21 protein-coding genes are annotated in these 25,162 nt (G+C 60.4%); 11 read left to right on the top strand and 10 right to left on the bottom strand.

The window, feature by feature from the left end; genetic code table 11:
* The first annotated feature begins 26 nt into the window (after positions 1 to 26).
* A complete protein-coding gene (locus ACMGF9_RS07380) occupies positions 27 to 1,208 on the top strand; it encodes a M20 aminoacylase family protein (protein WP_118891859.1) in 1,182 nt (393 codons plus the stop codon).
* A gap of 22 nt (positions 1,209 to 1,230) precedes the next feature.
* The gene (locus ACMGF9_RS07375; RefSeq protein ID WP_118891858.1) at positions 1,231 to 2,019 is read left to right on the top strand and encodes an ABC transporter substrate-binding protein; all 789 of its coding nucleotides are present in this window, start codon (positions 1,231 to 1,233) and stop codon (positions 2,017 to 2,019) included.
* Between the two features lie 158 nt (positions 2,020 to 2,177).
* On the opposite strand, the gene tmaR is transcribed toward ACMGF9_RS07375, so the two are convergent.
* From tmaR to ACMGF9_RS07360, 3 genes are all read right to left on the bottom strand, one after another.
* Positions 2,178 to 2,495 carry a PTS system regulator TmaR gene (gene tmaR / locus ACMGF9_RS07370; RefSeq protein ID WP_004935612.1) on the bottom strand — a complete coding sequence of 106 codons (318 nt, stop codon included), beginning with the start codon at positions 2,493 to 2,495 and terminating at the stop codon, positions 2,178 to 2,180.
* 160 nt (positions 2,496 to 2,655) lie between these two features.
* A complete protein-coding gene (locus tag ACMGF9_RS07365) occupies positions 2,656 to 3,723 on the bottom strand; it encodes an FUSC family protein (RefSeq protein WP_004935614.1) in 1,068 nt (355 codons plus the stop codon).
* Between the two features lie 94 nt (positions 3,724 to 3,817).
* Positions 3,818 to 4,585: an N-acetylmuramoyl-L-alanine amidase gene (locus ACMGF9_RS07360; RefSeq protein ID WP_004935618.1), complete on the bottom strand. Its 768-nt coding sequence runs from the start codon at positions 4,583 to 4,585 to the stop codon at positions 3,818 to 3,820.
* Positions 4,586 to 4,761: 176 nt separating this feature from the next.
* Here ACMGF9_RS07360 and ACMGF9_RS07355 point away from each other — a divergent pair, with 176 nt between their 5' ends.
* Positions 4,762 to 5,508, top strand: a complete 747-nt coding sequence (locus ACMGF9_RS07355) for a helix-turn-helix transcriptional regulator (protein ID WP_004935623.1) — start codon at positions 4,762 to 4,764, stop codon at positions 5,506 to 5,508.
* A gap of 36 nt (positions 5,509 to 5,544) precedes the next feature.
* Here the strand turns inward: ACMGF9_RS07355 and ACMGF9_RS07350 are convergent, their stop codons facing one another.
* On the bottom strand, positions 5,545 to 6,654 hold the full coding sequence (locus ACMGF9_RS07350) for an SDR family oxidoreductase (RefSeq protein ID WP_031300714.1): 1,110 nt from the start codon (positions 6,652 to 6,654) through the stop codon (positions 5,545 to 5,547).
* A 519-nt stretch (positions 6,655 to 7,173) separates the two neighbouring features.
* On the opposite strand from ACMGF9_RS07350, the gene ACMGF9_RS07345 reads away from it, so the two are divergent.
* Together ACMGF9_RS07345 and sbcB are read left to right on the top strand one after the other, a co-directional pair.
* Entirely contained in the window at positions 7,174 to 7,362 is a 189-nt protein-coding gene (locus ACMGF9_RS07345) for a DNA polymerase III subunit theta (protein WP_004935635.1), read from the top strand.
* A 90-nt stretch (positions 7,363 to 7,452) separates the two neighbouring features.
* Positions 7,453 to 8,880 carry an exodeoxyribonuclease I gene (gene sbcB, locus ACMGF9_RS07340; RefSeq protein ID WP_118891857.1) on the top strand — a complete coding sequence of 476 codons (1,428 nt, stop codon included), beginning with the start codon at positions 7,453 to 7,455 and terminating at the stop codon, positions 8,878 to 8,880.
* Between the two features lie 71 nt (positions 8,881 to 8,951).
* On the opposite strand, the gene ACMGF9_RS07335 is transcribed toward sbcB, so the two are convergent.
* Both ACMGF9_RS07335 and ACMGF9_RS07330 read right to left on the bottom strand, forming a co-directional pair.
* The gene (locus ACMGF9_RS07335; protein ID WP_004935642.1) at positions 8,952 to 10,319 is read right to left on the bottom strand and encodes an APC family permease; all 1,368 of its coding nucleotides are present in this window, start codon (positions 10,317 to 10,319) and stop codon (positions 8,952 to 8,954) included.
* A 535-nt stretch (positions 10,320 to 10,854) separates the two neighbouring features.
* A complete protein-coding gene (locus ACMGF9_RS07330; RefSeq protein WP_031300715.1) occupies positions 10,855 to 12,273 on the bottom strand; it encodes a glutamine synthetase family protein in 1,419 nt (472 codons plus the stop codon).
* Between the two features lie 395 nt (positions 12,274 to 12,668).
* Here ACMGF9_RS07330 and puuR point away from each other — a divergent pair, with 395 nt between their 5' ends.
* The 5 genes from puuR to ACMGF9_RS07305 all read left to right on the top strand — a co-directional run bounded on the left by puuR (position 12,669) and on the right by ACMGF9_RS07305 (position 19,122).
* Positions 12,669 to 13,226: an HTH-type transcriptional regulator PuuR gene (gene puuR / locus ACMGF9_RS07325; protein WP_004935648.1), complete on the top strand. Its 558-nt coding sequence runs from the start codon at positions 12,669 to 12,671 to the stop codon at positions 13,224 to 13,226.
* 157 nt (positions 13,227 to 13,383) lie between these two features.
* Entirely contained in the window at positions 13,384 to 14,895 is a 1,512-nt protein-coding gene (locus ACMGF9_RS07320) for a sugar ABC transporter ATP-binding protein (RefSeq protein ID WP_075685452.1), read from the top strand.
* On the top strand, positions 14,892 to 15,887 hold the full coding sequence (locus ACMGF9_RS07315; RefSeq protein WP_075685454.1) for an ABC transporter permease: 996 nt from the start codon (positions 14,892 to 14,894) through the stop codon (positions 15,885 to 15,887). Before ACMGF9_RS07320 ends, ACMGF9_RS07315 begins: the two co-directional genes overlap by 4 nt.
* Before the next feature lie 244 nt (positions 15,888 to 16,131).
* Entirely contained in the window at positions 16,132 to 18,120 is a 1,989-nt protein-coding gene (locus ACMGF9_RS07310) for a ligand-gated channel protein (protein ID WP_004935657.1), read from the top strand.
* A gap of 78 nt (positions 18,121 to 18,198) precedes the next feature.
* A complete protein-coding gene (locus tag ACMGF9_RS07305; protein ID WP_338909751.1) occupies positions 18,199 to 19,122 on the top strand; it encodes a siderophore ABC transporter substrate-binding protein in 924 nt (307 codons plus the stop codon).
* A 33-nt stretch (positions 19,123 to 19,155) separates the two neighbouring features.
* Here the strand turns inward: ACMGF9_RS07305 and ACMGF9_RS07300 are convergent, their stop codons facing one another.
* Both ACMGF9_RS07300 and ACMGF9_RS07295 read right to left on the bottom strand, forming a co-directional pair.
* On the bottom strand, positions 19,156 to 19,944 hold the full coding sequence (locus tag ACMGF9_RS07300) for an ABC transporter ATP-binding protein (RefSeq protein ID WP_118891855.1): 789 nt from the start codon (positions 19,942 to 19,944) through the stop codon (positions 19,156 to 19,158).
* Complete coding sequence (locus tag ACMGF9_RS07295; RefSeq protein ID WP_004935667.1) at positions 19,941 to 21,023, bottom strand: FecCD family ABC transporter permease; 1,083 nt, start codon at positions 21,021 to 21,023, stop codon at positions 19,941 to 19,943. The genes ACMGF9_RS07300 and ACMGF9_RS07295 overlap by 4 nt, the downstream gene beginning before the upstream one ends.
* A gap of 364 nt (positions 21,024 to 21,387) precedes the next feature.
* Here ACMGF9_RS07295 and ACMGF9_RS07290 point away from each other — a divergent pair, with 364 nt between their 5' ends.
* Positions 21,388 to 22,488, top strand: a complete 1,101-nt coding sequence (locus ACMGF9_RS07290) for a GGDEF domain-containing protein (protein WP_015378516.1) — start codon at positions 21,388 to 21,390, stop codon at positions 22,486 to 22,488.
* A 45-nt stretch (positions 22,489 to 22,533) separates the two neighbouring features.
* On the opposite strand, the gene ACMGF9_RS07285 is transcribed toward ACMGF9_RS07290, so the two are convergent.
* Both ACMGF9_RS07285 and yieE read right to left on the bottom strand, forming a co-directional pair.
* Positions 22,534 to 24,012 carry an amino acid permease gene (locus ACMGF9_RS07285; protein ID WP_015378517.1) on the bottom strand — a complete coding sequence of 493 codons (1,479 nt, stop codon included), beginning with the start codon at positions 24,010 to 24,012 and terminating at the stop codon, positions 22,534 to 22,536.
* Between the two features lie 221 nt (positions 24,013 to 24,233).
* Positions 24,234 to 25,100 carry a DNA-binding transcriptional regulator YeiE gene (gene yieE, locus ACMGF9_RS07280; RefSeq protein ID WP_021505917.1) on the bottom strand — a complete coding sequence of 289 codons (867 nt, stop codon included), beginning with the start codon at positions 25,098 to 25,100 and terminating at the stop codon, positions 24,234 to 24,236.
* Between the last annotated feature and the right edge of the window lie 62 nt (positions 25,101 to 25,162).

Genomic DNA, 25,162 nt, shown 5'->3' with positions numbered 1-25,162 from the left:
CCGGGCCCCTTTTGCCGGAGACCGTGATGATGCATTCACTGCTACTGCCTGAGATCGCCGCCGTTCATGATGAGATGGTCGCGCTTCGCCGCCATATTCACGCCCACCCGGAATTGGGATTCCAGGAGTTCGCCACTTCGGATCTGGTGGCGCGGCGGCTGGAGGAATGGGGTTACCGCGTCACGCGCGGCGTAGGACAAACCGGCGTTGTCGCCACACTGCAGCGCGGGCCGGGAAAATCGCTCGGCATCCGCGCCGACATGGACGCCCTGCCGATTGCCGAAACCACCGAACTGCCTTACGCCAGCACCCATTCCGGGGTGATGCATGCCTGCGGCCACGACGGGCACACCGCCATGCTGCTGGCAGCGGCGCGCTATCTGGCGCGGCAGCCGAACTTTTGCGGCACGCTGCACCTGATCTTTCAGCCGGCGGAAGAAGGCGGCGGCGGCGCCAAAGTGATGATCGAAGACGGCCTGTTTGAGCGCTTCCCCTGCGACGCGGTGTTCGCCATGCACAACGTGCCCGGCTTACCCACCGGCCACCTGGGCTTCGCCGGCGGCCCCTTCATGTGCTCGGCCGATACGGTGCACATCACCCTGCACGGCCACGGCGGCCACGGCGCGGTGCCGCAGAGCACCGTCGATCCGGTGGTGGCCTGCGCAGCCATCGTTATGAGCCTGCAAACCATCGTGGCGCGCAATATCGATCCGCAGGAAACGGCGATCGTCACCGTGGGGGCGATGCAGGCCGGCCAGGCCGCCAACGTGATCCCGGCGACCGCCACCCTGACGCTCAGCGTGCGCGCGCTGACGGCGGCGGTGCGTGCGCGGCTGGAACAGCGCATCACTGAACTGGTCACGGCGCAGGCCGCCAGCTTCGGCGCCCGCGCGGAGATCGACTATCAGCACGGCTACCCGGTGCTGGTGAACCACCCGGCAGAAACCGAACTGGCGCGCGCGGTGGCGCTGGAATGGGCCGGAGAGAGCCGGGTGATCCCCACGCTGCGGCCGTTCACCGCCAGCGAAGATTTTGCCTTTATGCTGGAGAAGTGCCCGGGCAGCTACATCTCGATCGGCAACGGCCCCGCCACGCCGGGCAATTCCCTGCACAACCCCGGTTATGACTTCAACGACGACAGTCTGTCGTTGGGCGCCACTTACTGGGTCAAATTGGTCGAGCGCTTTTTGGCTCGCCCCGCGGTTTAATCGCCAACACAGAGGAAATGACATGAAAATCATCAAAGGGCTGTTGTTGTTGCTGCCGCTGGCCGCGAGCTTTCCCGCGCTGAGCGGTGAATTCAGCGGCAAAGTGATCAAGCTGGGCATCGATCCCACCTTTCCGCCGCTGGAGTATAAAAATCCGCAGGGCAAGCTGACCGGCTTCGGCGTCGATATCGCCCAGGCGCTGTGTGACCAGATGCAGGCCAAATGCGTGTGGGTGGAAAGCAGCTGGGACGGCATGATCCCCGGCCTGCAGGCGAAGAAGTTCGACGCCATCGCCTCGTCGATGACCATTACGCCGCAGCGCCGGCAGCAGATCGCTTTCTCCAGCAAAGTCTCCAACGCCCCGGCGCGGCTGGTGGCGCATAAAGGCAGCAATCTGCAGCCTACCGCCGCCTCGCTGAAAGGCAAATCGGTCGGCGTGCAGCAAGGTTCCAGCCAGGAGACCTACGCCAACGCGCTGTGGCGGCCGGCCGGCGTCAACGTGGTCGCCTACCAAAGCCAGCAGGAGGTGAACGAAGATCTGGCCAACGGCCGCCTGGATGCGTCGCTGCTGGCCAGCGTCAGCGCCAGCGAATTCTTCAAAACGCCCGGCGGCAAAGACTTTGCCTTTATCGGCGCCGAATTGAGCGACAGCAAGTACTTCGGCGTCGGCGACGGCATCGGGGTGCGCAAAGAGGATACCGCGCTGCTTAACGCCTTCAACACCGCGCTGCAGGCGATCCGCGCCAACGGCACTTACAAGAAAATCAACGACAAGTATTTCGACTTCGACATGTACGGCGCGGAGCAGTAACACGCGTTCCCCGGCGGTCACCTGCAGATCCTGCAGGATGGGGAGGCGCCTTCGGCCGCCGGGGAACGCCCCAACGGAAACGGCAATGTCGGCAAGAACGGAAAATCAGGCGGGATAAGGATGCGGGCCAGGCAGGACGCCCGGCCCGCTAAAGCGGGTTACTTCACTTCGCCCATCGCCTTCAGCTTTTTGGACAGCTCGCGGCGTTCTTTGGACAAATCGGCATTTTTGATGATGTAGTCATCAACGCGATCTTCGTAGTCGCTGCGCATGTTGGCGATGATGCCCTGAATGTCTTCAATGCTCATGCCGGGCTTGATGTACTCACTCAGGTTGTCGAGCAGCAGCACGCGCTTCTGGTTATCACGAATTTTCTTTTCGTTGTCGACGATCTCGCGTTGCAGTTTGTTTTTGCGGCGGAACATACGCACAAACTCCAGCACGTCCTGGAAACTCGGCTTATTTGCATTATCCATCTTTATACCCTTGCTTTAGTAATACACAGATTCATTTGCTTACGGCCACATGGCACCAAGATACAGGTTTGTGGCGGTCCGGCACAACAGTGATTGCCTTATCTTACCCACTTTGCCCCGGCGGCCAAAACCCAAAGCGCCGCCTTCATGATCTGACCCCTTATTCACGCCCGGCGGCGGTGCATACCTGGAGCAGATCCCCCAGCTCTTCCAACTGCTGCGCCAGCTCCATGCTGAGCCAGACATAGCCGTAAATCGGCGCTTCGCCGTGTTGGCCAAGGCTGACCTCTTGCATCAGCGTTTTCAGCTCGCCGGCGATTTCCGCCAGCTGCCCCGCCGCCGCCTGGCGCTGCGCCTGCGGCCCTTCGCGCATCAGCACCGCCAACGACTCCAGCGAGCTCAGCGTCAGCAGCTGGGTGCTGCGCAGCGTGCGGGCGTTCAACATAATGAAGTGCGTTTCACGCGAGGCCCAGTAGGCATCGGCCATCAGTTCCAGCGTGCACACCAGATTGCGGCTGAGGGTTTGCACCGCCTCGAACACCGCTTTGGGGATGCGGGTTTCCTTGCTGGCGGGCACGATCAGGCTGCGCAGCTTCACCACCTGATTCAACAGATCCTTGAGCTGCGGCTCCAACCGCGGCCGCTCAATGACGTTCGGCGAAAAATACGCGCCGTAGATACGGGCGGCGGTTTGCAGACAGTCCGCCATTTGCATGCGCCACAGAATGTAGGCGCGCTGCGGGTAGATGCTGGTGAACAGCAGCGCCAGCAGCGAGCCGAAGATCACGTCGCCGCTGCGCCACAGCGCGGTATGCATGTCGCCGGCGCCCGCGCCGCACACCACCGCCAGCGTGATCCCCACCAGCAGCGCCATATACGGCCGTTTGCCGAGCGTCAGGTAACCGCAGACGAACATCACCACGCCGCACCATGCCAGCATCAGCGGCAGCGAATAGAGTTCCAGATACAGGGCGATCAGGCCGGAAGCCGCGCCGAACACCGTGCCGGCAATGCGTTGCAGCGCCCGCTGCAGCACGTTGCCCCAAAACGAGATCGGCCCCATCACCACCACCAGGGTGATCAGCGGCCAGGTGCCTTCGGGCACCGCCAGCAGGCGGATCAGCAGAAAGGTCAGGATAAACGCCAGCCCGATGCGCACGCCGTGAACGATGCGATAGTGGCGATAGGTCAGCAGTTCAAATGAAGAGATTTTTCGATCGAGGCGCACAGTGCCTCCGATAAACACTAGCCAGGCCGCTATTTTAGCGGAGGAAGCGCGACAAGGAAAAGGCGAATGAGGCGTCCCCCATTCGCACTCAGGCTCAGGCGGCGTATTTGTCGACCAGCGCGCGCAGAACGGCGGCGGTTTCAACATCCATCACGCCGTCATACTTCTGCGGACGGAAGTGCAGCTGGAATGCACGCACCAGCTGGCGATAGCCTTCTGCGGTGTTCGCCGCCGAGGTGTCGTAGCCATATTGGGCGAACAGTTTCAGCAGCTCAGCCTGCGCCGGCAGCCCCTGGCTGCAGTACTCCTGCTGGCGCTGCTGCTTGGTCGCTTCGTCATACCAGGCGCCGACGCCGGCCTGATACAGCTGCTGCCATGGGAACTGCGGACCCGGATCGCTCTTGCGGCCCGGCGCGATGTCGGAGTGCGCCACCACGTTCACCGGCGAGATGTCCGGATAACGCTGCAGGATGTTCTGCGCCAGCTGGGTGACCGCCTCGATCTGCTGCGGATTGAACGGCGGGAAGGTGATGTTTCCACCGTCGCCGCTCGCCAGGTTGACGATCTCGATGCCGATCGAGGTGTCGTTGATATTGCTGCGGGTGCCCCACTGGCTGGTGCCGGCATGCCAGGCGCGCTCGTTCTCGTCCACCAGGTTGAAAATGCGCACGCCGCTGAAGCCGGCGGCCTGATAGGTGGCCTCGGTCGGATCCGGCACCAGATAGTGCGCGCTGACCGATTTTCCGGTCAACGACGTCACCGAGTCGGCGAAGTTTTGCGCCGTGTAATGCAGCACCAGAAAGCGCACGCGGTGGCCGAAGCTGGCGACCGATCGGTAGCTATTGTAATCAATCTTGTACATCGTAAAGTCCCTCTCTCGTTTGATTTCACTGAGCGGCCTCTCATCATGACAGGCCGCTCCGCACAGGTGAACCCTTGGCTCACCCTTTCTGTTTTAGCTAATTGCTAAATCATGCGCAAGCGTTTTTTAGCAAAACCGTTATTTACCTTTTTGCTAAAGAGTGCGATCATTGCACGATGGAAACTAAAGAAATCAGGCGCAACAATCTGCGCGAATTAATGGCCCGCTACGCCCGGCAAGGCGTCAACCAGAATGAGTTCGCCACGCTGGTTGAGTCTTCCGCGCCGACGCTGAGCCAAATCATCGGGGAGAAATCCTCCCGCAATCTTGGCGACAATCTGGCCAGGCGGATCGAGGCCAGGCTGAATTTGCCCAAGGGCTGGTTCGACGTGTTTCATGAAAAGCAGCTGGTGCGCCCGTTTGACAACGTGGCGGCGGAGTCGGACTTCCAGCCCGCCCGTTTGAAACCGGTGGTATGGGAAGATACCGAACAAGACAAGGAAGAGTTTGTGGAGATCCCGCTGCTGGATATCGATTTTTCCGCCGGCGACGGCTGCTACGAAATCGTCGATCGCGAGGAGTTTTCGCTGATCTTCCGCCGTTACTATCTGCACAAGATGGGGGTGGCGGTCAACGCCGCGCGCATTATCCGCATCTCCGGCTCCAGCATGGAACCGCGTCTGCAGGACGGCGACGTGGTCGGCATCAATACCGACGACACGCGCATCCGCGAGGGCAAGACCTACGCCATCCGCCACGGCAATTTGCTGCGGGTGAAGGTGCTGATCGAACAGCCGGACGGCGGCGTCGTCATCCGCTCCCTCAACCGGGAAGAGTACCAGGACGAGCATCTCAGCTATCAGCAGCGCAAGGAGCAACTGGTGGTGCTCGGCCGCGTCTTCTGGTCGTCTTCGTCCTGGTAACGGACGGTAACCTCGGGCGCCCGTTGCGCCCGGCGGTTATTTGAAGTCCACCACCATCTGCTGCTGGATAGACAGCCCGCGCGTCGACTGCACGCAGCCGGCGATGTAGTCGGTGAAACGCGGCGGTTTCGGCATGCCCAGCTTGAGGATCTTCTCGTTGCTGAAACGCACGTTGAGCATGGCGAACGATCCGTACAGGCGCATCGCCTTCAGCATCAGCCGCTCGTTGCACGGGCCGAAAATGTCTTTCAGCTGGCGGCGCATTTTCACCAGCGCGTCATAGGTCACCTGCGCATACTCATCGCCCACCGGCGCTTTTTCCAGGGCCGCCGCCATGGCGTTGTCAATTTCGGCAAAGCTGACGCTGCTCTCCTCACCGGCGGAGATGTGATAAACGTCGTTCTCCAGCGTTTCGCTGTTCATCAGCATCACCAGCGCATCCGCGCAGTAGTCCGCCGGGATCACGTCGATATTGTCCTGCAGCGAGCACATGAACTTGCGCAGCATCAGCGCCATGCCAAACACCCAGAAAATGCTGCTGGAAGGCTGGCAGCCCAGGCGGGTGTGCCCCACCACGATCGACGGACGAGCGATGGTCAACGGCATTTGCGGGCAGCGCTGGCGCATCAGCTGTTCGATGGTGGATTTGGAACGGGTATATTCCACCAGGTGTTCGGCGTCTTCCTCAAACTCGCCGCTCTCCGCCACCAGCGAACCCGGCTCCGGCGAACAGGACATGGCGGTGCCGACGTGCAGGAAACGTTTTAATCCCGGCACCTGCGCCATTCTTTCGGCAAAGGCCAGAGTACCTTCTACGTTTACCTTCCAAATGAGCGGGTTATTACCAAATGAAGCAACGGCCGCGCAGTTAATAACGTGCGTAACATTGTTAATACGAGCGTCAGTTAAAAAGTCGGCCGGCTCGGAAAGATCGCCCAATAATATATTTTCAATCGTAATTTTAGACAGCAGGTTCGCATCGATATTAAACTTTTCCATATTCTCGCGAATACGGGCCAGCCCTTGCTGCGCATCGTCTGCACGCACCAGCAAAAGATAATTAACAGACTGATTTTCAATCAATAATTTTTCGAGAACCGCACCACCAAGAAAGCCGGTAGCGCCGGTCAACAGTAGCGTTTTCATCATTGTCACCCACATTGGCATTGAATGTGGTTGATTGTATCCGCGGATATTTAAACAAATATTAAATAGAATTACGGCGCCCTTAAACACTTTTCTTAATATTATCTTAAGGAATCTTTTGAAACATCCATCATGGGTTTAGTAACAAAAGAACCGCGTAGACTCCATGATTAATCTCCGCCGTTTAAATACCATTGATGTAGTGCCTGATTAAATTTAACGGTTAATGTTATTTCTCTTCTCGTCCGTGGAGGACTTATGACCTATAACCAAAAAATCTGGTTGGGGGTTTTGCTGCTGTGCACCCTGTTTTGGGCGGCAGTGATAAGCGGCGCCTGTTCGCTGTATAATCGGACAGATCGCCTCAATGCGCACCAGGCGCAGAGCGAGTTCGCCGCCCGCCACAGCCAGGCGCCTTGCGCGCAACCCGGTGCTCAGGCGTCGACTGCCCCCCGGAATGGGTAGGGACAATATCCGCTAACGATCCTATTATGCCCTAAGGTTAACAGGGAGATAACGATGGCTCGAAAGCTGGATAGCTTACCGCAGGCGCAACGCGAGAAAATAGAAACCGATTTGCTGGCCATCAGCGTGATCTACAACGAGCGCTACGGCATCGCCTCGACCCAGACGGAAACGGAACAACAGATCCCCGACCACCTGCTCCCCTACTTTCATCAGCGGCTGGATTACTATCGCCGTGCGTAATTGCGCGCATTTCGCTAACCGCCGCTTGGCATCGCTCCCCACGCCGTTACAATAGAGGCATATTGTATCCGCCACTGAAGAGACGCGATTTTGAGCAGCAAGGCAACGGCCACATTTTATATTCACGATTACGAGACCTTCGGCAAGAGCCCGTCGCTGGACCGCCCGGCGCAGTTCGCCGGCGTGCGCACCGATATGGATTTCAACATTATCGAAGAGCCGCTGGTCATCTACTGCGCCCCGGCCGACGATTACCTGCCGGAACCCGAGGCGGTGATGATCACCGGCATCACGCCGCAGGTGGCGCGCGCCAAAGGCGTTAACGAGGCCGAGTTCACCCGCCAAATCCATCAGGCCTTCAGCGTGGCCGGCACCTGCATTCTCGGTTACAACAACATCCGCTTCGATGACGAAGTGAGCCGCAATATCTTCTATCGCAACTTCTACGATCCCTACGCCTACAGCTGGCAAAACGGCAACTCGCGTTGGGATCTGCTGGATGTGATGCGCGCCTGCTACGCCCTGCGCCCGGACGGCATCGTCTGGCCGGAAAACGAAGACGGTTTCCCCAGCTTCCGCCTCGAACACCTCACGCACGCCAACGGCGTCGAACACACGCAGGCTCACGACGCGATGTCAGACGTATACGCCACCATCGCCATGGCCAAGCTGGTTAAGCAGGCGCAGCCGCGGCTGTTCGATTTCCTGCTGCAGCACCGCAACAAGCACAAACTGAACGCCCTGATCGACGTCGCCGAAATGACGCCGCTGGTGCACGTCTCCGGCATGTTCGGCGCGGCGCGCGGCAACACCAGCTGGGTGTCGCCGCTGGCCTGGCACCCGGACAACAAAAACGCGGTGATCATGTGCGATCTCGCCGGCGACATGACGCCGCTGCTGACGCTGAGCGCTGAGCAGCTGCGTGAACGGCTCTACACCCGCCGCGACAATCTGGCGCCGGATCAGACGCCGGTGCCGATCAAGCTGGTGCACATCAACAAATGCCCGGTGCTGGCGCCGGCCAAAACCCTGCTGCCGGAGAACGCCGAGCGGCTGGGCATCGATCGCCAGGCCTGCCTGCAAAATCTGCAGCTGCTGAAACAGCACCCGGAAGTGCGCGAGAAAGTGGTGGCACTGTTCGCCGAAGCCGAGCCGTTCAAAGGTTCCGAGGACGTCGACGCCCGCTTGTACGACGGTTTCTTCAGCGACGCCGACAAGGCGGCGATGAGGATTATCCAGCAGACCAAGCCGCAGAACCTGCCGGCGCTGGATCTGGCCTTCAGCGACGGCCGCATGAAAGAGCTGCTGTTCCGCTTCCGCGCGCGCAACTATCCGAATACGCTGGACGACGCCGAGCAGCGCCGCTGGCTGCAACACCGCCAGGAAACGTTGAGCGCGGAGCGCGTGCAGAGTTACCTGCTGCAGCTCGAATCGCTGTATAACCTGCACGAAGGCGACAAAGAAAAAACCGCCCTGCTGAAAGCGCTGTTCGATTACGGCAAAGAGTTGGTGGGATAAAACCCGCAGCAAGCAGAAAAGGAAAAGGCCGCGAAAGCGGCCTTTTTTGTGGCTGAGGAGACGGCTCGCGCTTAGGCGGCGTCTTCGCTCGCTTGCGGCACCGGCAGACGGAAGCTGCGGGTAACGAAGGCCAGGTAGATCAGACCGATGGCCGCCCAAACCAGGCCCAGCGTCATCGAGCTGGCTTCCAGGTTGATCCACAGCGCGCCGACGGTCAGTGCGCCCATCACCGGCAGGATCAGGTAGTTGAACGTGTCCTTCACGGTGCGGTTCATCTTGTCGCGAATATAGAACTGCGAGATCACCGACAGGTTGACGAAGGTGAAGGCCACCAGCGCACCGAAGTTGATCAGCGCGGTCGCGGTCACCAGGTCAAACGACACCGCGGACAGCGCGATGGCGCCAACCAGCAGCACGTTCAGCGCCGGGGTACGCCACTTCGGATGCACATAGCCGAAGAAGCGAGTCGGGAACACGCCGTCGCGGCCCATCACGTACATCAGACGCGAAACGCCCGCGTGCGCCGCCATGCCTGACGCCAATACCGTCACGCAGGAGAACACCAGGATCACCGACTGGAAGAACTTGCCCGCCACGTACAGCATGATTTCAGGCTGCGACGCGTCAGGATCCTTGAAGCGCGAGATGTCCGGGAAGTACAGCTGCACGAAGTAAGACACCACGATAAAGATGATGCCGCCGATCAGCGCCGTCAGGAAGATGGCTTTCGGGATCACTTTCTCTGCGTCTTTGGTTTCTTCGGACAGCGAGCTGATGCCGTCGAAGCCCAGGAACGAGAAGCACAGGATGGTCGCGCCGGTAATCATCGGCACCACGTGAGCGTTATCGGACCAGAACGGGCGGCTGCTGACCAGCGTACCGGCGCCTTCGCCGTGGTAAACGCCGTTGATCACCAGACCCAGGAACACGATCATGATCGCCACCTGCACCACCACGATGATGGAGTTCAGGTTGGCCACCAGCTTGATGCCGCGCAGGTTGAAAATCGTCATCAACCCGACCAGCACCGCCACGAAGATCCAGGACGGGACGCCCGGGAAGATCGCTTCCAGGTAAATCTTGGCCAGCAAAATGTTGATCATCGGCATGAACAGGTAGTCCAGCAGCGATGACCAACCCACCATAAAGCCGACGTGCGGGCTGATGGCTTTCTGGGCGTAAGTGTAGGCGGAACCGGCGGAAGGGAACTTCTTCACCAGCTTGCCGTAGCTCAGGGCGGTAAACAGGATCGCCAGCAGAGCGAAGGCGTACGCGGTCGCGACGTGACCATCGGTCAGGCCGGATACGATGCCGAAGGTATCGAAGATGGTCATTGGCTGCAGATAAGCCAGACCCATCATCACTACCGGAACTAATGTCAGGGTTTTACGCAGCTGAGTGCGCTGAGCCGGAGCGGCGTTAAGGGTGTTATCGGACATTGTTCAGCCCCCCCTTACCTTGAGCCTTGCGGATGGCGGACACGCCAAGACTTAAGGTTGCGGGGAAACTTCGCAACGAGCGACTTAATTCTAAAAGAAGGGGATTGTAAGCTGGATAACGGGTCGAGGTAACCTCGGCTGCTCCATAGTCGCTGCGGCCACAGCGGAAACCGGCGGGCACCGGCGCTAAAGTGAAAAATTGCCCCATCTTTCTAATCCTCATGAGTCACGACCATAAAGTTTTGTTTGATCGTGCACGAAACTATTTATCTATCCGGATCGGTGTCCGGCCTCGCTTGGTGTATGAAACGCTACGTTGGTAAAACTTAATGCAAAAAAAATAACCGACGCTTTCAAAACGTCGGCTATCTGCATTTGAGATATTTTGCACCAGAATGCCTCCGGATGACAAGATCCGGAAGCCCTCAAATACAAATTCTTTTTGTCGATCGAACGGAAAACCAGCCCGGCAGGCGAATTAATCCGCTACCGGCAGGCCGGTCGCCCGCACATACTTCTTACTTTATACGCCCATTCAGGCATTTTTCAACATCCAGTCGATCTCGGTTTCCGTCACCCGCCGTTCAAACTGCAGCAATTCGTCCGTCTTGCAGGCGTGATAAACCTGGGTGAAACGCTCGCCCAGATAGTGGGTCAACGCATGCTGATGTTCAAACTCGTACAGCGCATCGCTCTGGCGGATCGGCAGCGGCAGCCCCTCCTGCTCCAGCCCGTTGCCGGTCACCGGCTCAGGCAACGGCAGCGCGTTGTCCAACCCGTACAACATGCCGGCCAGGATCGCCGCCATCACCAGATAGGGGTTGGCGTCGGCGCCGGCCACGCGGTACTCCACCCGATGATTCTCCGGTTCGCCGCAGGGAATGCGCAGCGCCACGGTGCGATTGTTGTGGCCCCAGGCGGCCTGGATCGGCACATACATCCCCGGTTGGAAACGCCGATAGGCATTGACGTTCGGCGCCAGCAGCGCCATCGACGCCGGCATCAGGGTGATCATCCCGGCCAGCGCCTGTTTCAGCAACGGTGAATCCTCGCCTTCGCCGTCGGCAAACAGGTTGTTGCCCGCCCCGTCCTGCATGCTGACATGCACATGCATGCCGCTGCCGGCGTAATCCTCATAGGGTTTGGCCATAAAGGTGGCGTGCATACCGTGGTTCTCGGCCACCAGCCGCACCAACCGTTTCAGCGCCAGCGCGTGGTCGCAGGCCAGCAAGATGTCGTCGGAATGGCGCAGGTTGACCTCGAACTGCCCCGGCGACGCCTCCGCCACCGCGCCGTCCGCCGGCAGCCCCTGCAGCTTCGCCAACGCGTCGATATCATTCAGCACCTCGGCGAAATGGTTCAGGTTATCGACGGAGTACACCTGGCTTTGGGTATTGCGCTCCTGAGTGCCGGGCGCACACGGCGGCTGCAAATCGCCTTCTGCGTCGCGCTGCCTGTCGATGAGATAGAACTCCAGCTCTACCGCTGCCACCGGGAACAAGCCGCGCTGTCGCAGCGCCTGCCACACGCGGTTCAGCACATTACGGGGTTCAACGTCAAAGGGAGTGCCATCTTCATCCAGCATGGTCAGCAACACCTGGCCGATATGCTCCGGATCGGCGGCCGACGGCGTTAGCGAACCGGGCACCGGCAGGCAAATGCGATCCGGCTCGCCGAGCTCCTGCCCAAGACCGGTCTCCTCCACCACGTTACCGAGGATGTCCATGGCGAACACCGACGCGGGGAAGTAGCTGCCTTTTTCCAGTTTTTTCAACCCTGAGACGGGTATACGTTTGCCGCGGAAGGAACCATTGAGATCGGTAAGAAGGATATCGACATACTGCGTGGCGGGATGGCGTTCCAAATAATGAGCAACCTCATTTTGGAACGCGCTACTTCGCCTCTCTTCATGATGCTGTGCAAAATGTTCAACTGCTGCGCTATTGGTTTGCATACGTCACCCGCCATTATGCTCTTAAGGCGCGTTAGCGCCCGTCCGCCGTTCGATTCAACACATGATTGGATTTCTCGCCAGGTCGCGCCGCTGCCGGGCGCTCAAAATAACATCCACAATATGAAACATAGTATTAACAGAATGGGTTTGCAAATGTTACAATCCTGTTTGATTATTCACCACCGGCTGCTAAATTGATAAAATATTGACCGAAAAGGCCTTGCTGCCATTTTTACGTCAACTATTTCGTCCAACGCACCGAGAGTGAACATGGGCAATATATTTTCCAAACCTGCCCTAACTATCGATATCATGCAGCATCGTTATCGCCCAGACAGGCGCCCGATAACGATATTCATGTCTGCCTGTCGCCCCTACCAGAAGGAAGTACCGCTATGAGCGAAGCCAGCTTGGCACCGGGCAAACGCCTGTCACAGATCCGTCAGCAATTGGGTTTGTCGCAGCGCCGGGTCGCCGAACTGTCCGGGTTAACCCACAGTGCGATCAGCACCATCGAACAGGACAAGGTCAGCCCGGCCATCAGCACGCTGCAAAAGCTGCTGAAGGTGTATGGCCTGTCGCTGTCTGAATTCTTTGCCGAACCGGAGGCCGTCGACGAACCGCGCGTGGTGATCGACGCCGAGGATCTGATTGAGATCGGCAGCCAGGGGGTGTCGATGAAGCTGGTGCACAACGGCAGCCCTACGCGCAACCTGGCGATGATGCTGGAAACCTACCAGCCCGGCACCACCACCGGCGAAAAGATCAAGCATCAGGGCGAAGAGATCGGCACCCTGCTGGAAGGCGAGATCGTGCTGACCATCAACGGCCAGAGCTATTGCCTGAGCGCCGGTCAGAGTTACGCCATCAACACCGGTATTCCGCACAGCTTCAGCAATACGTCGGCTCGCGTTTGCCGCATCGTCAGCGCACACACCCCTACCACCTTCTGACCGCTTCTCGCACCGGCGCAGCCTGACGCGGGTTGCGCCCCTGCCCACCCACGATTTTTTCATCGCCGTTATGCCATTTTGTTGGTTGCCAACGGCGCAATCTATGTTACAACAGAGCAAAACAGCCATCTAAACATCTAAACGGCCTTAACACCCTATGTCAACCGCAACGCCTTCACGCCTCGAGATGCGCAATATCTCGATCGCCTTCGCCGGCTTCAACGCGCTGCAGGACGTGGACTTCACGCTGCAGGGCGGATCAATCCATGCGCTGGTCGGCGCCAACGGCGCGGGCAAGTCGACGCTGATGGCGATCCTCTCCGGCGCCCACGATCATTATCGCGGCGAGATCCTGATCGACGGCCAGCCGGTGGCGATCCACTCCCCGTTGCAGGCGCGCCGTCACGGTATTCACGTGGTGCAGCAAGAGGTCGACGTCGCGCTGATCCCCACGCTGTCGGTAGCGGAAAACATCATGCTGGACTGGCTGAACGAGCCGGGCCACTGGCTGAACTGGGCGGAGCTGCACCGCCGCGCCGCGCAGCTGCTGCAGCAATGGGCGCTGCCGCTCAACCCGCGCAGACGCCTGGCGGACTGCACGCTGGCGGAAAAACAGCAGGTGCTGCTGGCGCGCGCGCTGTCGCACCGCTGCCGTTTTCTGGTGCTCGACGAGCCGACCGCGCCGCTCGATCGCGCCGAGAGCGAGCGCCTGTTTAACGTGGTGCGCCGCCTGCAATCCGAAGGCATCGGCATCGTGTTTATTTCCCACCGCATCCACGAACTGAGCGACATTTGCGATCGGCTGACGGTGCTGCGCGACGGCCGGCGCGTCAGCGAAGACGCCATGCGCGGGCTGAGCGGCGAACAGATCGTCGAGAAGATGCTCGGCCATCGGCTGGACGACATTTTCCCGTCGCCGCGCCCGCCACACCCTGAGCGAACGCTGCTGCAGGTGCAGGGCTTGCACGATCGCCATAAGCTGCGCGACGTTTCGCTGCGGTTGCATGAAGGCGAGATCCTCGGCATCGCCGGGCTGGCCGGGGCGGGCAAAACCGAACTGTGCAAGGCATTGTTCGGCGCCAGCGCCGTGCAGCTCGAGCGCGGCGAACTGCGCGGGCAGCCCTGGGTGCCACGCGCGCCGCATTTGTCGGTCGAACAAGGATTGGCGCTGGTGCCGGAAGAACGCCGCAAAGAAGGTATTTTCATCGACGAGGCGATCCCGATGAACCTGAGCGTCAGCGCCGACGACAGCTTCTCGCGCTGGAGCCTGTTCAGCCGGCGGCAAGAGCTGCGCTGGGCGCGCGAGATCATGCAGCGTCTGAATATTCGCGCCTCCGGCCCGCAACAGCGGCTGGCGCGCCTGTCAGGCGGCAATCAACAAAAAGTGGCGATCGGCAAATGGCTGCGTGGCGACGCCGAGGTGCTGATCTTCGATGAGCCGACCAAGGGCGTGGACATCAAGGCCAAACAGGAGCTGTTCAGCCTGATCGACGGCCTGGCCCGCGCCGGCAAAGGCGTGATTTACGCCTCCGGCGAGTTCGCCGAGCTGATTGGCCTGTGCGATCGCATCTGCGTGCTGTGGGACGGCCGCATCGTGGCGGAATTGAACGCCGCCGACATCGACGAAGAAACCTTATTGCTCTATTCCACCGGAGGAACCCCTGCGTGAGTAAAGAATTTGCCTTGCGGCCTGCGCTGCCCTGGCGCCAACAGCTGTTTGATTTCCTCTACAAGTGGGGCATGCTGCTGACCGTAGCGGCGCTGATCGCCCTGTTTGGCCTGGCGTCGGACAACTTTCTCGATGCCAACAACATCATCAATATCCTGCGTTCGATCGCCATCGTGACGGTGATCGCCATCGGCGTCTCCATCTCGCTGTCGGTCGGCGGTTTCGATCTGTCGGTCGGCTCGACCGCCTCGCTGGCCAACGCGCTGGTGATTTCGCTGTTCGTCTGGCACGGTTTCGGCACCGCCGGCGCCATCGTGGTGACGCTGTTGCTGTGCACGCTGGTCGGCCTGTTCAACGCCCTGCTGATCGTGGTGCTCAAAATCCCCGATATGCTGGCGACGCTAGCCAGCCTGTTCGTGATCCAGGGCGTGGCGATGACCTACAGCTACGGCGGCTCCATCACCCAAAACATGGTGCTGCCGAATGGCGACATGGCCGAAGGCCTGATCCCGGAGGTGTTTTCCGCCCTCGGCCAGGTGCCGGTGATCGTGCTGATCATGCTGGCGGTCACCGTGGCGGTGCAGCTGTTCCTATCGTTGACCAAGCACGGCCGCCGCATGTACGCCATCGGCGGCAACCCCGAGGCTGCGCGTCTGTCGGGCATCCGCACCGTGCGTTACAGGGTTGCCGCTTACGTCATTTCCTCCTGGCTGGCGGCGCTTGGCGGCATCTTACTGGCGTCACGTATTGGCTCTTCGCAGGTCAATGCCGGCGGCGGCTATCTGATGGACGCGGTGGCGGCGGCCTATATCGGCTTCTCGCTGGCCGGCGCCGGTAAACCCAATGCGCTCGGCACCCTGATCGGCGCGGTGATCCTCGGCGTGCTGCAAAACGGCCTGGTGATGCTGTCGGTGCCCTACTACGCCATGGACATTATCAAAGGCCTGGTGCTGGCGCTGGCGCTGGCCATCACCTACATCCAGAAACGCTGATCCTTCCCGGCGCACGCCCGCTGCGCCGCTTTTCCCTTTAATTCATCCGGTTACCCTTTTCCGTCAGCAGAACAAGCATACAAATGATATGAATTATCATTAGCGTTTACATTAAGAAAAAAATCCTTACAATACCCTCACGCAACGCTGACGAAGCGAAGTATTTCTCAGCGAACGATGAATAATTTCATTAGAAATTCAATTGGTTAATTACTTTCACTTCAATCCAGGAAAGGTTTACCTCATGGAAACGCCACGTTACAGCAAGCTCGCCGCTCTGGTGATCGCCTCACTCAGCGCCACCGCCGCGCTGGCCGCGCCGCAGGACGACACCCAGGACACCATGGTCGTCACCGCCTCCGGCTTTCAGCAAAAAATTCAGGACTCTGCCGCTTCCATCTCGGTGATCCCGCGCCAGCAGATCGAAGATAAAGCCTATCGCGACGTGACCGATGCGCTGAAAGACGTACCGGGCGTAGTGGTCACCGGCGGCGCCAGCAGCAGCGACATCAGCATTCGCGGCATGTCTTCCAAGTACACGCTGATCCTGGTGGACGGCAAGCGCGTCGACACCCGCGGCACCCGGCCGAACAGCGATAACGCCGGCATCGAACAGGGCTGGCTGCCGCCGATGGAAGCCATTGAGCGCATCGAAGTGGTGCGCGGGCCGATGTCTTCGCTGTACGGTTCCGACGCCATGGGCGGCGTGATCAACGTCATCACCCGCAAAACCTCGCGCACCGAGTGGAAAGGCTCGCTGCACGGCGACGCCACCCTTCAGGAAAACCGCGATTCCGGCGATCTGTTCCAGACCAACGCCTACGCCTCCGGCCCGCTGGTTGAAGGCCTGCTCGGCCTGCGGGTCAACGGCCTGCTGTCGCGCCGCGCGGAAGATAAAATCACCAACGGTTACAACGAGCAGCGCATGCGCAGCGGCACCGCGGTGTTCACCCTGACCCCGGACGAGAAAAACGAATTCGACTTTGAAATCGGCCGCTCGCTGCAGGATCGCAACAGCACGCCGGGCAAATCGGTGGTAGCGGAACGCTGCAGCAAAGGCAAATGCACGCCGACATCGCGCAGCGAAAGCCTGTATACGCGCACCAACTACGCGCTGACCCACAACGGCTATTACGACTTCGGCAACTCCACCAGCTACGTTCAGCGGGAAGAGACCAACAACCCGGGCCGCAAAATGAAGATGTACAACACCATCTTCAACACCCAGAACCAGTTCGAGCTGGGTTCACACATGCTGAACCTCGGCGGTCAGTATCGCTATGAAAAACTGAGCGACAGCGGCAACCAGCTTGAATCGGCACAAGGTCTCAGCAAGCTGACGCGCTGGAGCTGGGCGCTGTTCGCCGAAGATGAGTGGGCATTGACCAACGACTTCAGTCTGACGACCGGCATCCGCATGGATCAGGACGAAAACTTCGGCAGCCACTGGACGCCGCGCATGTACGGGGTCTGGCACCTGACCGAACAGTGGACGCTGAAAGGCGGCGTCTCCGCCGGCTACAAATCGCCGGATCTGCGCCAATCCTCCGCCAACTGGGGCCAGGTCACCGGCGGCGGCGTGCGTAAAGGCATCATCGTCGGCAACCCGGATCTGCAGCCGGAGAAGAGCCTGAGCGAAGAGATCGGCCTGATGTGGGATAGCCTGAAAGGCGTCAACGCCGGGGTGACCGTCTTCAACACCGACTTCAAGAACAAGATCACCGAAGTGCGCCGCTGCGAAGACACGCCGGACTGTAAGATCGGCAATGACGTCTACGACTTTATCAGCGATCGCGTCAACGTCGACAAAGCCAATATGCGCGGCGTAGAAGCCACCTTCGGCTGGCAGATCAACAAAGACTGGAAGTGGAACACCAACTACACCTACACCTCTTCCGAGCAGAAGAGCGGCGAGTTCCAGGGCAAGGCGCTCAACCAGATGCCGAAGCACATGGTTAACACCGTGCTGGATTGGCGCGCCACGCAGGACCTCAGCCTGTGGTCGCGCGTTAATTTCCGCAGCAAAACGTCTGAGTATCTGAGCCGTACCTCGATGGCCAAGAGCACGCCGTCCTACACCTTCGTCGATGCGGGCCTGAGCTACCAGGCGGCGAAAAACCTGCAGCTGACCGGCGGGGTCTACAACATCCTCGACAAGACCGTGGATTACGATCACTACAACACCACGCTGGACGGCCGCCGTTACACCGTCGGCATGACCTACAACTTCTGATGCCCCCGGGCGCGCGCTGCGCGCCCTTTTCATTCCATCACCGTGAGGAAGCCCCATGAAATTACGCCGCTCCCCCTGATGATCGCCCTGCTGGCCGCGATGGCGCTGGCGGGTTGCCACAGCAAAACCGACGCGCCGGCGGCCCCGGCCACCGTCAACGTTCAGCACCTGAACGGCAGCACCGAGGTGAAGAAACACCCGCAGCGCATCGTGGTGCTGGATTACGCCTCGCTGGAAACGCTGCAGCTGCTGGGCGTCGAGCCGCTGGCGCTGCCCGGCAATCGCAAAAACTTGCCGGATAGCCTGAAGCGCTATCAGGACGACAAATACCTCAATGCCGGCACCCTGTTCGAGCCGGATATGGCCGTGCTGCGCGCCGCCAAACCGGATCTGATCCTGATCGCCGGCCGGGCGTCCAAAGCCTATGACGAGCTGAACACGCTGGCGCCGACGCTGAATATGTCCGTCGATCAGCAGGATCAGTTGGGCAGCCTGAAACAGCGCACGCTGCAGCTGGGTGAGCTGTTCGATAAGCAGCAACAGGCGCAGGCGGCGATCAATAAGCTGGATGCGCAGATCGCGGCGGTCAAACCACAGGCCGCCCAGGCCGGACGCGGGCTGGTGGTGCTGTTCTCCGGCGGCAAGATCAGCGCTTACGCCCCCAAGAGCCGTTTCAGCTTCGTCTATGACGCCCTCGGCTTCGCGTCCGCGTTGCAGTCCGATGAAAAAGACGTGCGCGGCAACAAGCTGACGCCTGAGCAGGTGGCCAAACTGAATCCGGACTGGCTGTTCATCATCGACAGAGACGCCGCGACCGGGCGGCCGAACGCGGTGGCGCCGCAGAAAATCCTTACCACCACTGCGCTGAAGAAAACCGCAGCGGTGAAGAAAGGCCAGGTGGTTTACCTGCCGGCGGCCGAGGTTTATCTGTCCGGCGGCATCGTCACCGCTCAGCACGTCGTCGAACGCGTGAGCGAGGCGCTAACCCACGCTGCGCGATAAAAAAAGCCCGGCGATGCCGGGCTTTTTCCTGGATTAAATCGTCGGCTGGTTTACCAGGCCGTCTATCAGCACCTGCGGCGTGCCCTGCGAACAGCGCTCGATGCGCCCGCGCACGCCGTAGACCCGCGCCAGGCTCTGCGGCGTAATCACCTGATCCGGCGCGCCGTCGGCGATCAGATCGCCATCCTGCAGCATCAGCACGTGGTCGCCGTGACGCAGCGCGATGTTGATGTCATGCACCACCACCACCGTCACGATATTGCGCTTGCGGGTTTCACGGCGCACCAAATCCATCACGTGGAACTGATAGTTGAGATCGAGCGCGCTCAGCGGCTCATCCAGCAGCAGCAGCGACGGCTGACGGATCAGCGACTGCGCCAACCCCACCAGCTGTTTCTGGCCGCCGGACAGCTGATCGAGGTAGCTCAGCGCCAGGTGGGCGATGCCCAGCTGTTCCAGCAAAGCCATCACTTCCGCTTCGCTGCCGGCGTTGCTGCGGCCGCCCGAGGCGCGCTGCGCCACGATAATCGACTCCAACACGTGCAGATGCACTCCGGCGGGCAGCGACTGCGGCAGGTACACCACTTTCTCCGCCCGACGGGCGAACGGCATCTGCATCAGATCGTCATCGTCCAGCCACAGCTTGCCCTGCGCCGGGTTCAGCCCGGCCAGCGAACGCAGCAGCGTCGATTTGCCGCTGCCGTTCGGCCCCAGCAGCACGGTGATTTGCCCGCGCGGCAGCATCGGCACCGAGAGATTGTCGATCACCTGACGCTTCGGATAGCCCGCCGAGAAGTTTTCTATGCGCAAGCCCTGATTCATACGTTCCCCCGATGGCGCAGAATAATGCTCAGGAAGAACGGCACCCCGACCAGCGAGGTGACGATGCCCACCGGAATGATCACGCCGGGCACCAGATTTTTCGACGCCACCGAGGCCATCGACAACACCAGCGCGCCAATCAGCGCACTGGCCGGCAGGTAGAAACGGTGATCTTCGCCGAAGATCATGCGGGCGATGTGCGGCGCCACCAGGCCGATAAAGCCGATCGGCCCGACGAAAGCCACCGCCAGCGCCGAGAGCATGCTGATGCGCAGCAGCGTGGTCAGCCGCAGACGGCGCACGTCGATGCCGAAGCTCACCGCCCGGTCTTCCCCCAGACGCAGCGCGGTCAGTTTCCACGAGCTCATCATCGACAGCGGCAGCAGCACGGCGAATACCCCGAACAGAATACCCAGCTTGTCCCACGAGGCGCGCGCCAGGCTGCCCATGGTCCAGAACACCAGCCCCTGCAGCGTGTCCTCGCTGGCGATGAATTGCATCATCGAGACCAGCGCGTTGAAGGTAAACACCAGCGCGATGCCGAACAGCACCACGCCGGAGGTGGCGACCCGCGTCCAGCGCGTGATGCCGTCGAGCATCAGCGCGGCGAACAGCGCGAAGATAAAAGCGTTGGCGGAGATGAACCACTGATCGGGAATGCCCGGAATGCCGATGCCGAGCACGATCGCCAGCGCGGCGCCAAAGGCCGCGGCGGAAGACACGCCGAGAGTAAAGGGACTGGCCAGCGGATTATTCAGGATGGTCTGCATTTCCGCCCCGGCCAGGCCGAGCGCAAAGCCCACCACCACCGCCATCAGCGCATAGGGCAAGCGGATGTCCCAGACGATCACCCGCGTGCCGGCATCGGCCGCGGCGGGGTCAAGCAGCGTTTGCCACAAAGACGACAGCGACAGGCCGGATGGCCCCATGGTGAAATCCAGCAGCAGCGAACCCAGGATCGCCAGTGCCAACACGCCCATCATCAACAGGCGATGGCGAAGAATATGCTGATAACGCCCCATCACGCCGGCGTTGGGTTGCCCCTTGGCGTCAGTCATGGGATCGGTGGATACGCTCATTCGTTAAGATACCTGTTACAACCATCATGACAGCGGCGCGAAGGCGTCCGCCGTAAACCGGAAAGCGCGCGGCGACCGCCTGCGCGCAGCCGCCCACAATAAAGCAAACGATAATACTTATCAATCATATCAATAGGTGAAAACAGCGTTGTCGAAATGTAATAATTTGTTTTTTCTCGCCATTTTTCAAACTACCACGCTTTCCCCCGCCAACGGCCAGTAGGTTAATTATTCTGAAAATTATTCCTGATCCGACCAGACTCTGACAAATAGCGGCAAAACCACATAGAATCCAAAACCACAGCACCGCGCGTGCAAAAAACTTTCAGGCCGCCGCAAGAGCGGCCTTATTGACGAGGCTGTAATGAGAAGTCCATCTCCGGCGGTAACGCCCAAACGCCCGGCGCTGCTGAACTGGCTGTTGCACAGCCCGCTGCACGCCGATGACGAACCGTTTCAACGCCAGCTGCGTCTCACGCTGACGCCCTCTCCTCTCACCCCCTGGCTGAATGCCGTGGGGCCGGCCGCGCTGTTGGTGGGGTACGCCTGGCTGAACCAACCGCTGGTCGGTATCGGCCTGCTGCTGCTGTTGCTGCTGTTGACCGCCGGGCGTGCCAGGTTGGCGCAAAGGCGCCAACCCGCCTGGCCGAACGCCATGCTGGTGACGGTGTTGTTGTGGGCGCTGCTGGTTGGCGCCAGCGCCGCGCTGGCGATGCTGTCGGGCCGCTTCGTGCTGATCCTGTTCGCCGGCCTGACCATCACCGCCCTGGCCTGCTGGTTGATGCAGCGCCATGCCGCCGCGCCGCGCTTCGCGCTGCTTGAGGTGATCGCGCTGACGCTGCCCTACCTGCTGGCGGCGCCGCTGTCGCGCGTGCAAAATCTGTTTGTCATGGCGGATCTCGCGCCGCTGTGGCTGGTGCTGGCCCATGGCATGATCGCGCGCTACCACCGCCAGTTGGTGCAGCACGTCACGCTGGCCTGGGAGAAGCAGCAGGCATCGCACCGCGATCGCCTGACCGGCTTTCTCAACCGCGCAGGCGGCGAGGTGGTGATGCGCAGCATCTGCCGCCCCGCAACGGCGCAGCCGATCTCCCACCTGTTCATTCTTGAGTTCGGTCCGCTGGCGGCGCTCTACCAAAGCCACGGCGTCCAGATCGGCGACGACGTACTGCGCACCGTCGGCGAGCGTCTCAAGACGCTGATCCGCCCGAGCGACTACGTCTGCCGCTATACCGGCGGCCTGTTTTTGATTCTGGTGCACGATCTGCCCTACGGCGCGGAAAGCGAGTTCCTGGCGCGCATCGTGCCACCGCTGGAGGCGCCTTACGATTTTGGCGCATTCGGCGAGGTGAACATGCAGCTCAACGCCGGCATTGTGGCGCTGACGCAGCATTATGCGACGGTGGAAGATTTGATGAGTTCGGCGCAGCAGGCGCTGGCGGAAGCCAAAGGCGGGAAAAAGTAAAGCCAAACGCGGCGGGAACCCCCGCCGCGTATCACTCACCGAAAATTACTTCACGTCCATCTTCGGAAATTCCATTTCGCTGTACTTCACGACACGGGTGCCTTGCGACAGCTTGTAACCGAACCAGATCAGCAGGAACAGCGGAATGCCGATGTAGGTCGCGGTCACGCCGTACCAGTCAATCTTGTCTTGCAGGAAGGCCTGGTAGTTCTGCCCCAGGGTAATGATCAGACACAACACGAAGGCGAAGATCGGCCCCAGCGGGAAGAACCCGGAACGGTACGGCAAGTCGTTGAGATCGTGTCCCTGCAGCATGTAACCGCGACGGAAACGGTAGTGGCTGATGGCGATGCCCAACCAGGCGATGAAGCCGGTCATGCCCGAGGTATTCAGCAGCCACAGGTAAACCGACTGGTTGCCGAACATCGAGGTCAGGAAGCACAACCCGGCCACCACGCAGGTCGCGTACAGCGCGTTGCGCGGCACGCCGCCTTTCGACAGCTTGGCGAAGATGCGCGGCGCTTTGCCTTCCGATGCCAGGGTGTACAACATGCGGGTCGATGCGTACATGCCCGAGTTACCGGCGGACAACACCGCCGTCAGGATCACCGCGTTCATCACCGCCGCCGCCGACAGCAGGCCGGCATGCTGGAACACCAGGGTGAACGGGCTGACGCTGATGTCTTTCACGTCATTGCGCAGCAGGCTCGGATCGGTATACGGAATGATCAGGCTGATGATCAGGATGGCGAAGATATAGAACAGCAGGATACGCCAGAACACCTGACGCACCGCGCGCGGAATATTTTTACCCGGGTTTTCCGATTCGCCGGCCGCGATGCCGATAAGTTCAGTGCCCTGGAACGAGAAGCCGACGATCATGGCCACGCCGATCATCGCCGAGAAGCCGCCGGCGAACGGCGCATCTCCAATGGTCCAGTTCTGCCAGCCGGCATGCTCGCCGCCTTTCAGAATGCCGACAATCATCAGCACGCCGACGGCGATGAAAATAATCACGGTGCTGACCTTGATCAGCGCGAACCAGTATTCCGCCTCGCCGAACCCTTTCACCGAAATGTAGTTCAGCAGGAACATCAGGCCGAGGAACAGCGCGCTCCAGATCCAGCCGGGCGTGTCCGGGAACCAGTAGCTCATCACCAATTGCGAAGCCACCAGGTCAACGGCGATGGTCACCGCCCAGTTGTACCAGTAGTTCCAGCCCAGTGCGAAACCGAAGCCTTCTTCCACGTATTTGGCACCGTAGGTGGAGAATGAACCGGAGACCGGCATAAAGGCTGCCAGTTCGCCCAGACTGGTCATCAGGAAGTACACCATCAAACCGATCAGAGCGTAAGACAGCAGCGCCCCGCCGGGACCTGCCTGAGAAACCGTGGCGCCCGAGGCGACGAACAGGCCGGTGCCGATGGAGCCGCCGATGGCGATCATGGTCAAATGCCGGGCTTTCAGCTCGCGGCGCAATCCGGGTGCTTGCTGCCCCGATGTTTTTATATCCTGCTGAGCCATTCGTTCCCTATCTATCTGCTCTTCGAAAAATGAGGGCGGATTGTAACAAATACCCGCCGGTGAACTAGCAACATTGCACCGATATAAGATAGCTTCATAATTCAGAGGCAATTATTAGCCGCGCCCCTTATGGCCTTACTTACTCTCATTAATGTGAGCGCGCGCAGGTTTTTATGCTTTCTTTGGCCTGCGCGGCGATAGAAGACGTGACGCGCTGTCGATTACAGCACGCAATAGCTGAGAAAACGTTGCAACGCGTTGGAGACGTGCTTTTGCCGATGGCGGATCAGGTACAGGGTGCGGCGCAGCGGCGGCAACGGCACCGGCAGTTCCACCAGCGCGCCGCTGGCCAGCTGCTCAGCCACCACCCGCCGGGACAGGCAGCTGATGCCGATACCGTGCCGCACCGCATGCTTGATCGCCTCCGAGTTGCCGAGCTCCATCACCAGCTGAAAGTGCGGCAGGTGTGCCAACAGCAGATGATCCAGCACCTCGCGGGTGCCAGAACCGCGCTCACGCAGGATCCAAGGCGCATTCGCCAGCGCCTCCAGCGTCGGCGGTTGACGGGTCAGCGGGTTATCCGGCGCAGCGAACACCACCAGCTCGTCCTCCAGCCACGGCTGCGTCACCAGCTCCGGCATATGGCAAGGCCCTTCGATCAGCCCCAAATCGACGCGAAAATCCGCTACCGCCACGATCACATCCTGGCTGTTGCCGACGTTCAGCTCCAGCGGCGTGGCCGGAAAGTCCCGGCGGTAACGGGCGATCATCTCCGGCAGCATATAGTTGCCGATGGTGCTGCTGGCGGCGATGCGCAGCGCCCCGCCATCATGGCGAAACAGCTGCTCGATCTCCCCCGCCTGCTCCAGCAGCGCCAGCGCCTTGGGGTACAGCAAGCGGCCGTGTTCGTTGATCACCAGCCGTTTGCCGACGCGATCGAACAGCTGCACGCCCAACTGCCCCTCCAGATCCGCCAGCGCCGCGCTGACCGCCGACTGCGACAGCGCCAGCACCACCGAGGCCTGAGTGGTCGAACCGCTTTTCAGCACTTCGGTGAAAACTTCCAGTTGACGCAACGTGATATGCATAGCCGTCCCGGTATTGAAAGAAGGTTCTGCCAGAGAACCCCAACATGGTGATGTGGGCAGCC

This window comes from Serratia sp. BNK-23 (assembly GCF_047456145.1).
Lineage (GTDB): Bacteria > Pseudomonadota > Gammaproteobacteria > Enterobacterales > Enterobacteriaceae > Serratia > Serratia nematodiphila.
Note: the sequence above shows the minus strand (reverse complement) of the source record. Positions and strands in the feature narration are given on the sequence as shown.

Bases quoted from the DNA above. Each gene is read 5' to 3' on its own strand.
- ACMGF9_RS07350 (WP_031300714.1), bottom strand. From the start codon at position 6,654: ATGAAAACGCTACTGTTGACCGGCGCTACCGGCTTTCTTGGTGGTGCG.
- tmaR (WP_004935612.1), bottom strand. From the start codon at position 2,495: ATGGATAATGCAAATAAGCCGAGTTTCCAGGACGTGCTGGAGTTTGTG.
- ACMGF9_RS07375 (WP_118891858.1), top strand. From the start codon at position 1,231: ATGAAAATCATCAAAGGGCTGTTGTTGTTGCTGCCGCTGGCCGCGAGC.
- ACMGF9_RS07380 (WP_118891859.1), top strand. From the start codon at position 27: ATGATGCATTCACTGCTACTGCCTGAGATCGCCGCCGTTCATGATGAG.
- ACMGF9_RS07335 (WP_004935642.1), bottom strand. From the start codon at position 10,319: ATGTCCGATAACACCCTTAACGCCGCTCCGGCTCAGCGCACTCAGCTG.
- yieE (WP_021505917.1), bottom strand. From the start codon at position 25,100: ATGCATATCACGTTGCGTCAACTGGAAGTTTTCACCGAAGTGCTGAAA.
- ACMGF9_RS07320 (WP_075685452.1), top strand. From the start codon at position 13,384: ATGTCAACCGCAACGCCTTCACGCCTCGAGATGCGCAATATCTCGATC.
- ACMGF9_RS07295 (WP_004935667.1), bottom strand. From the start codon at position 21,023: ATGAGCGTATCCACCGATCCCATGACTGACGCCAAGGGGCAACCCAAC.
- ACMGF9_RS07310 (WP_004935657.1), top strand. From the start codon at position 16,132: ATGGAAACGCCACGTTACAGCAAGCTCGCCGCTCTGGTGATCGCCTCA.
- ACMGF9_RS07305 (WP_338909751.1), top strand. From the start codon at position 18,199: ATGATCGCCCTGCTGGCCGCGATGGCGCTGGCGGGTTGCCACAGCAAA.
- ACMGF9_RS07285 (WP_015378517.1), bottom strand. From the start codon at position 24,012: ATGGCTCAGCAGGATATAAAAACATCGGGGCAGCAAGCACCCGGATTG.
- ACMGF9_RS07300 (WP_118891855.1), bottom strand. From the start codon at position 19,944: ATGAATCAGGGCTTGCGCATAGAAAACTTCTCGGCGGGCTATCCGAAG.
- ACMGF9_RS07330 (WP_031300715.1), bottom strand. From the start codon at position 12,273: ATGCAAACCAATAGCGCAGCAGTTGAACATTTTGCACAGCATCATGAA.
- ACMGF9_RS07290 (WP_015378516.1), top strand. From the start codon at position 21,388: ATGAGAAGTCCATCTCCGGCGGTAACGCCCAAACGCCCGGCGCTGCTG.
- ACMGF9_RS07345 (WP_004935635.1), top strand. From the start codon at position 7,174: ATGGCTCGAAAGCTGGATAGCTTACCGCAGGCGCAACGCGAGAAAATA.
- puuR (WP_004935648.1), top strand. From the start codon at position 12,669: ATGAGCGAAGCCAGCTTGGCACCGGGCAAACGCCTGTCACAGATCCGT.
- ACMGF9_RS07360 (WP_004935618.1), bottom strand. From the start codon at position 4,585: ATGTACAAGATTGATTACAATAGCTACCGATCGGTCGCCAGCTTCGGC.
- ACMGF9_RS07355 (WP_004935623.1), top strand. From the start codon at position 4,762: ATGGAAACTAAAGAAATCAGGCGCAACAATCTGCGCGAATTAATGGCC.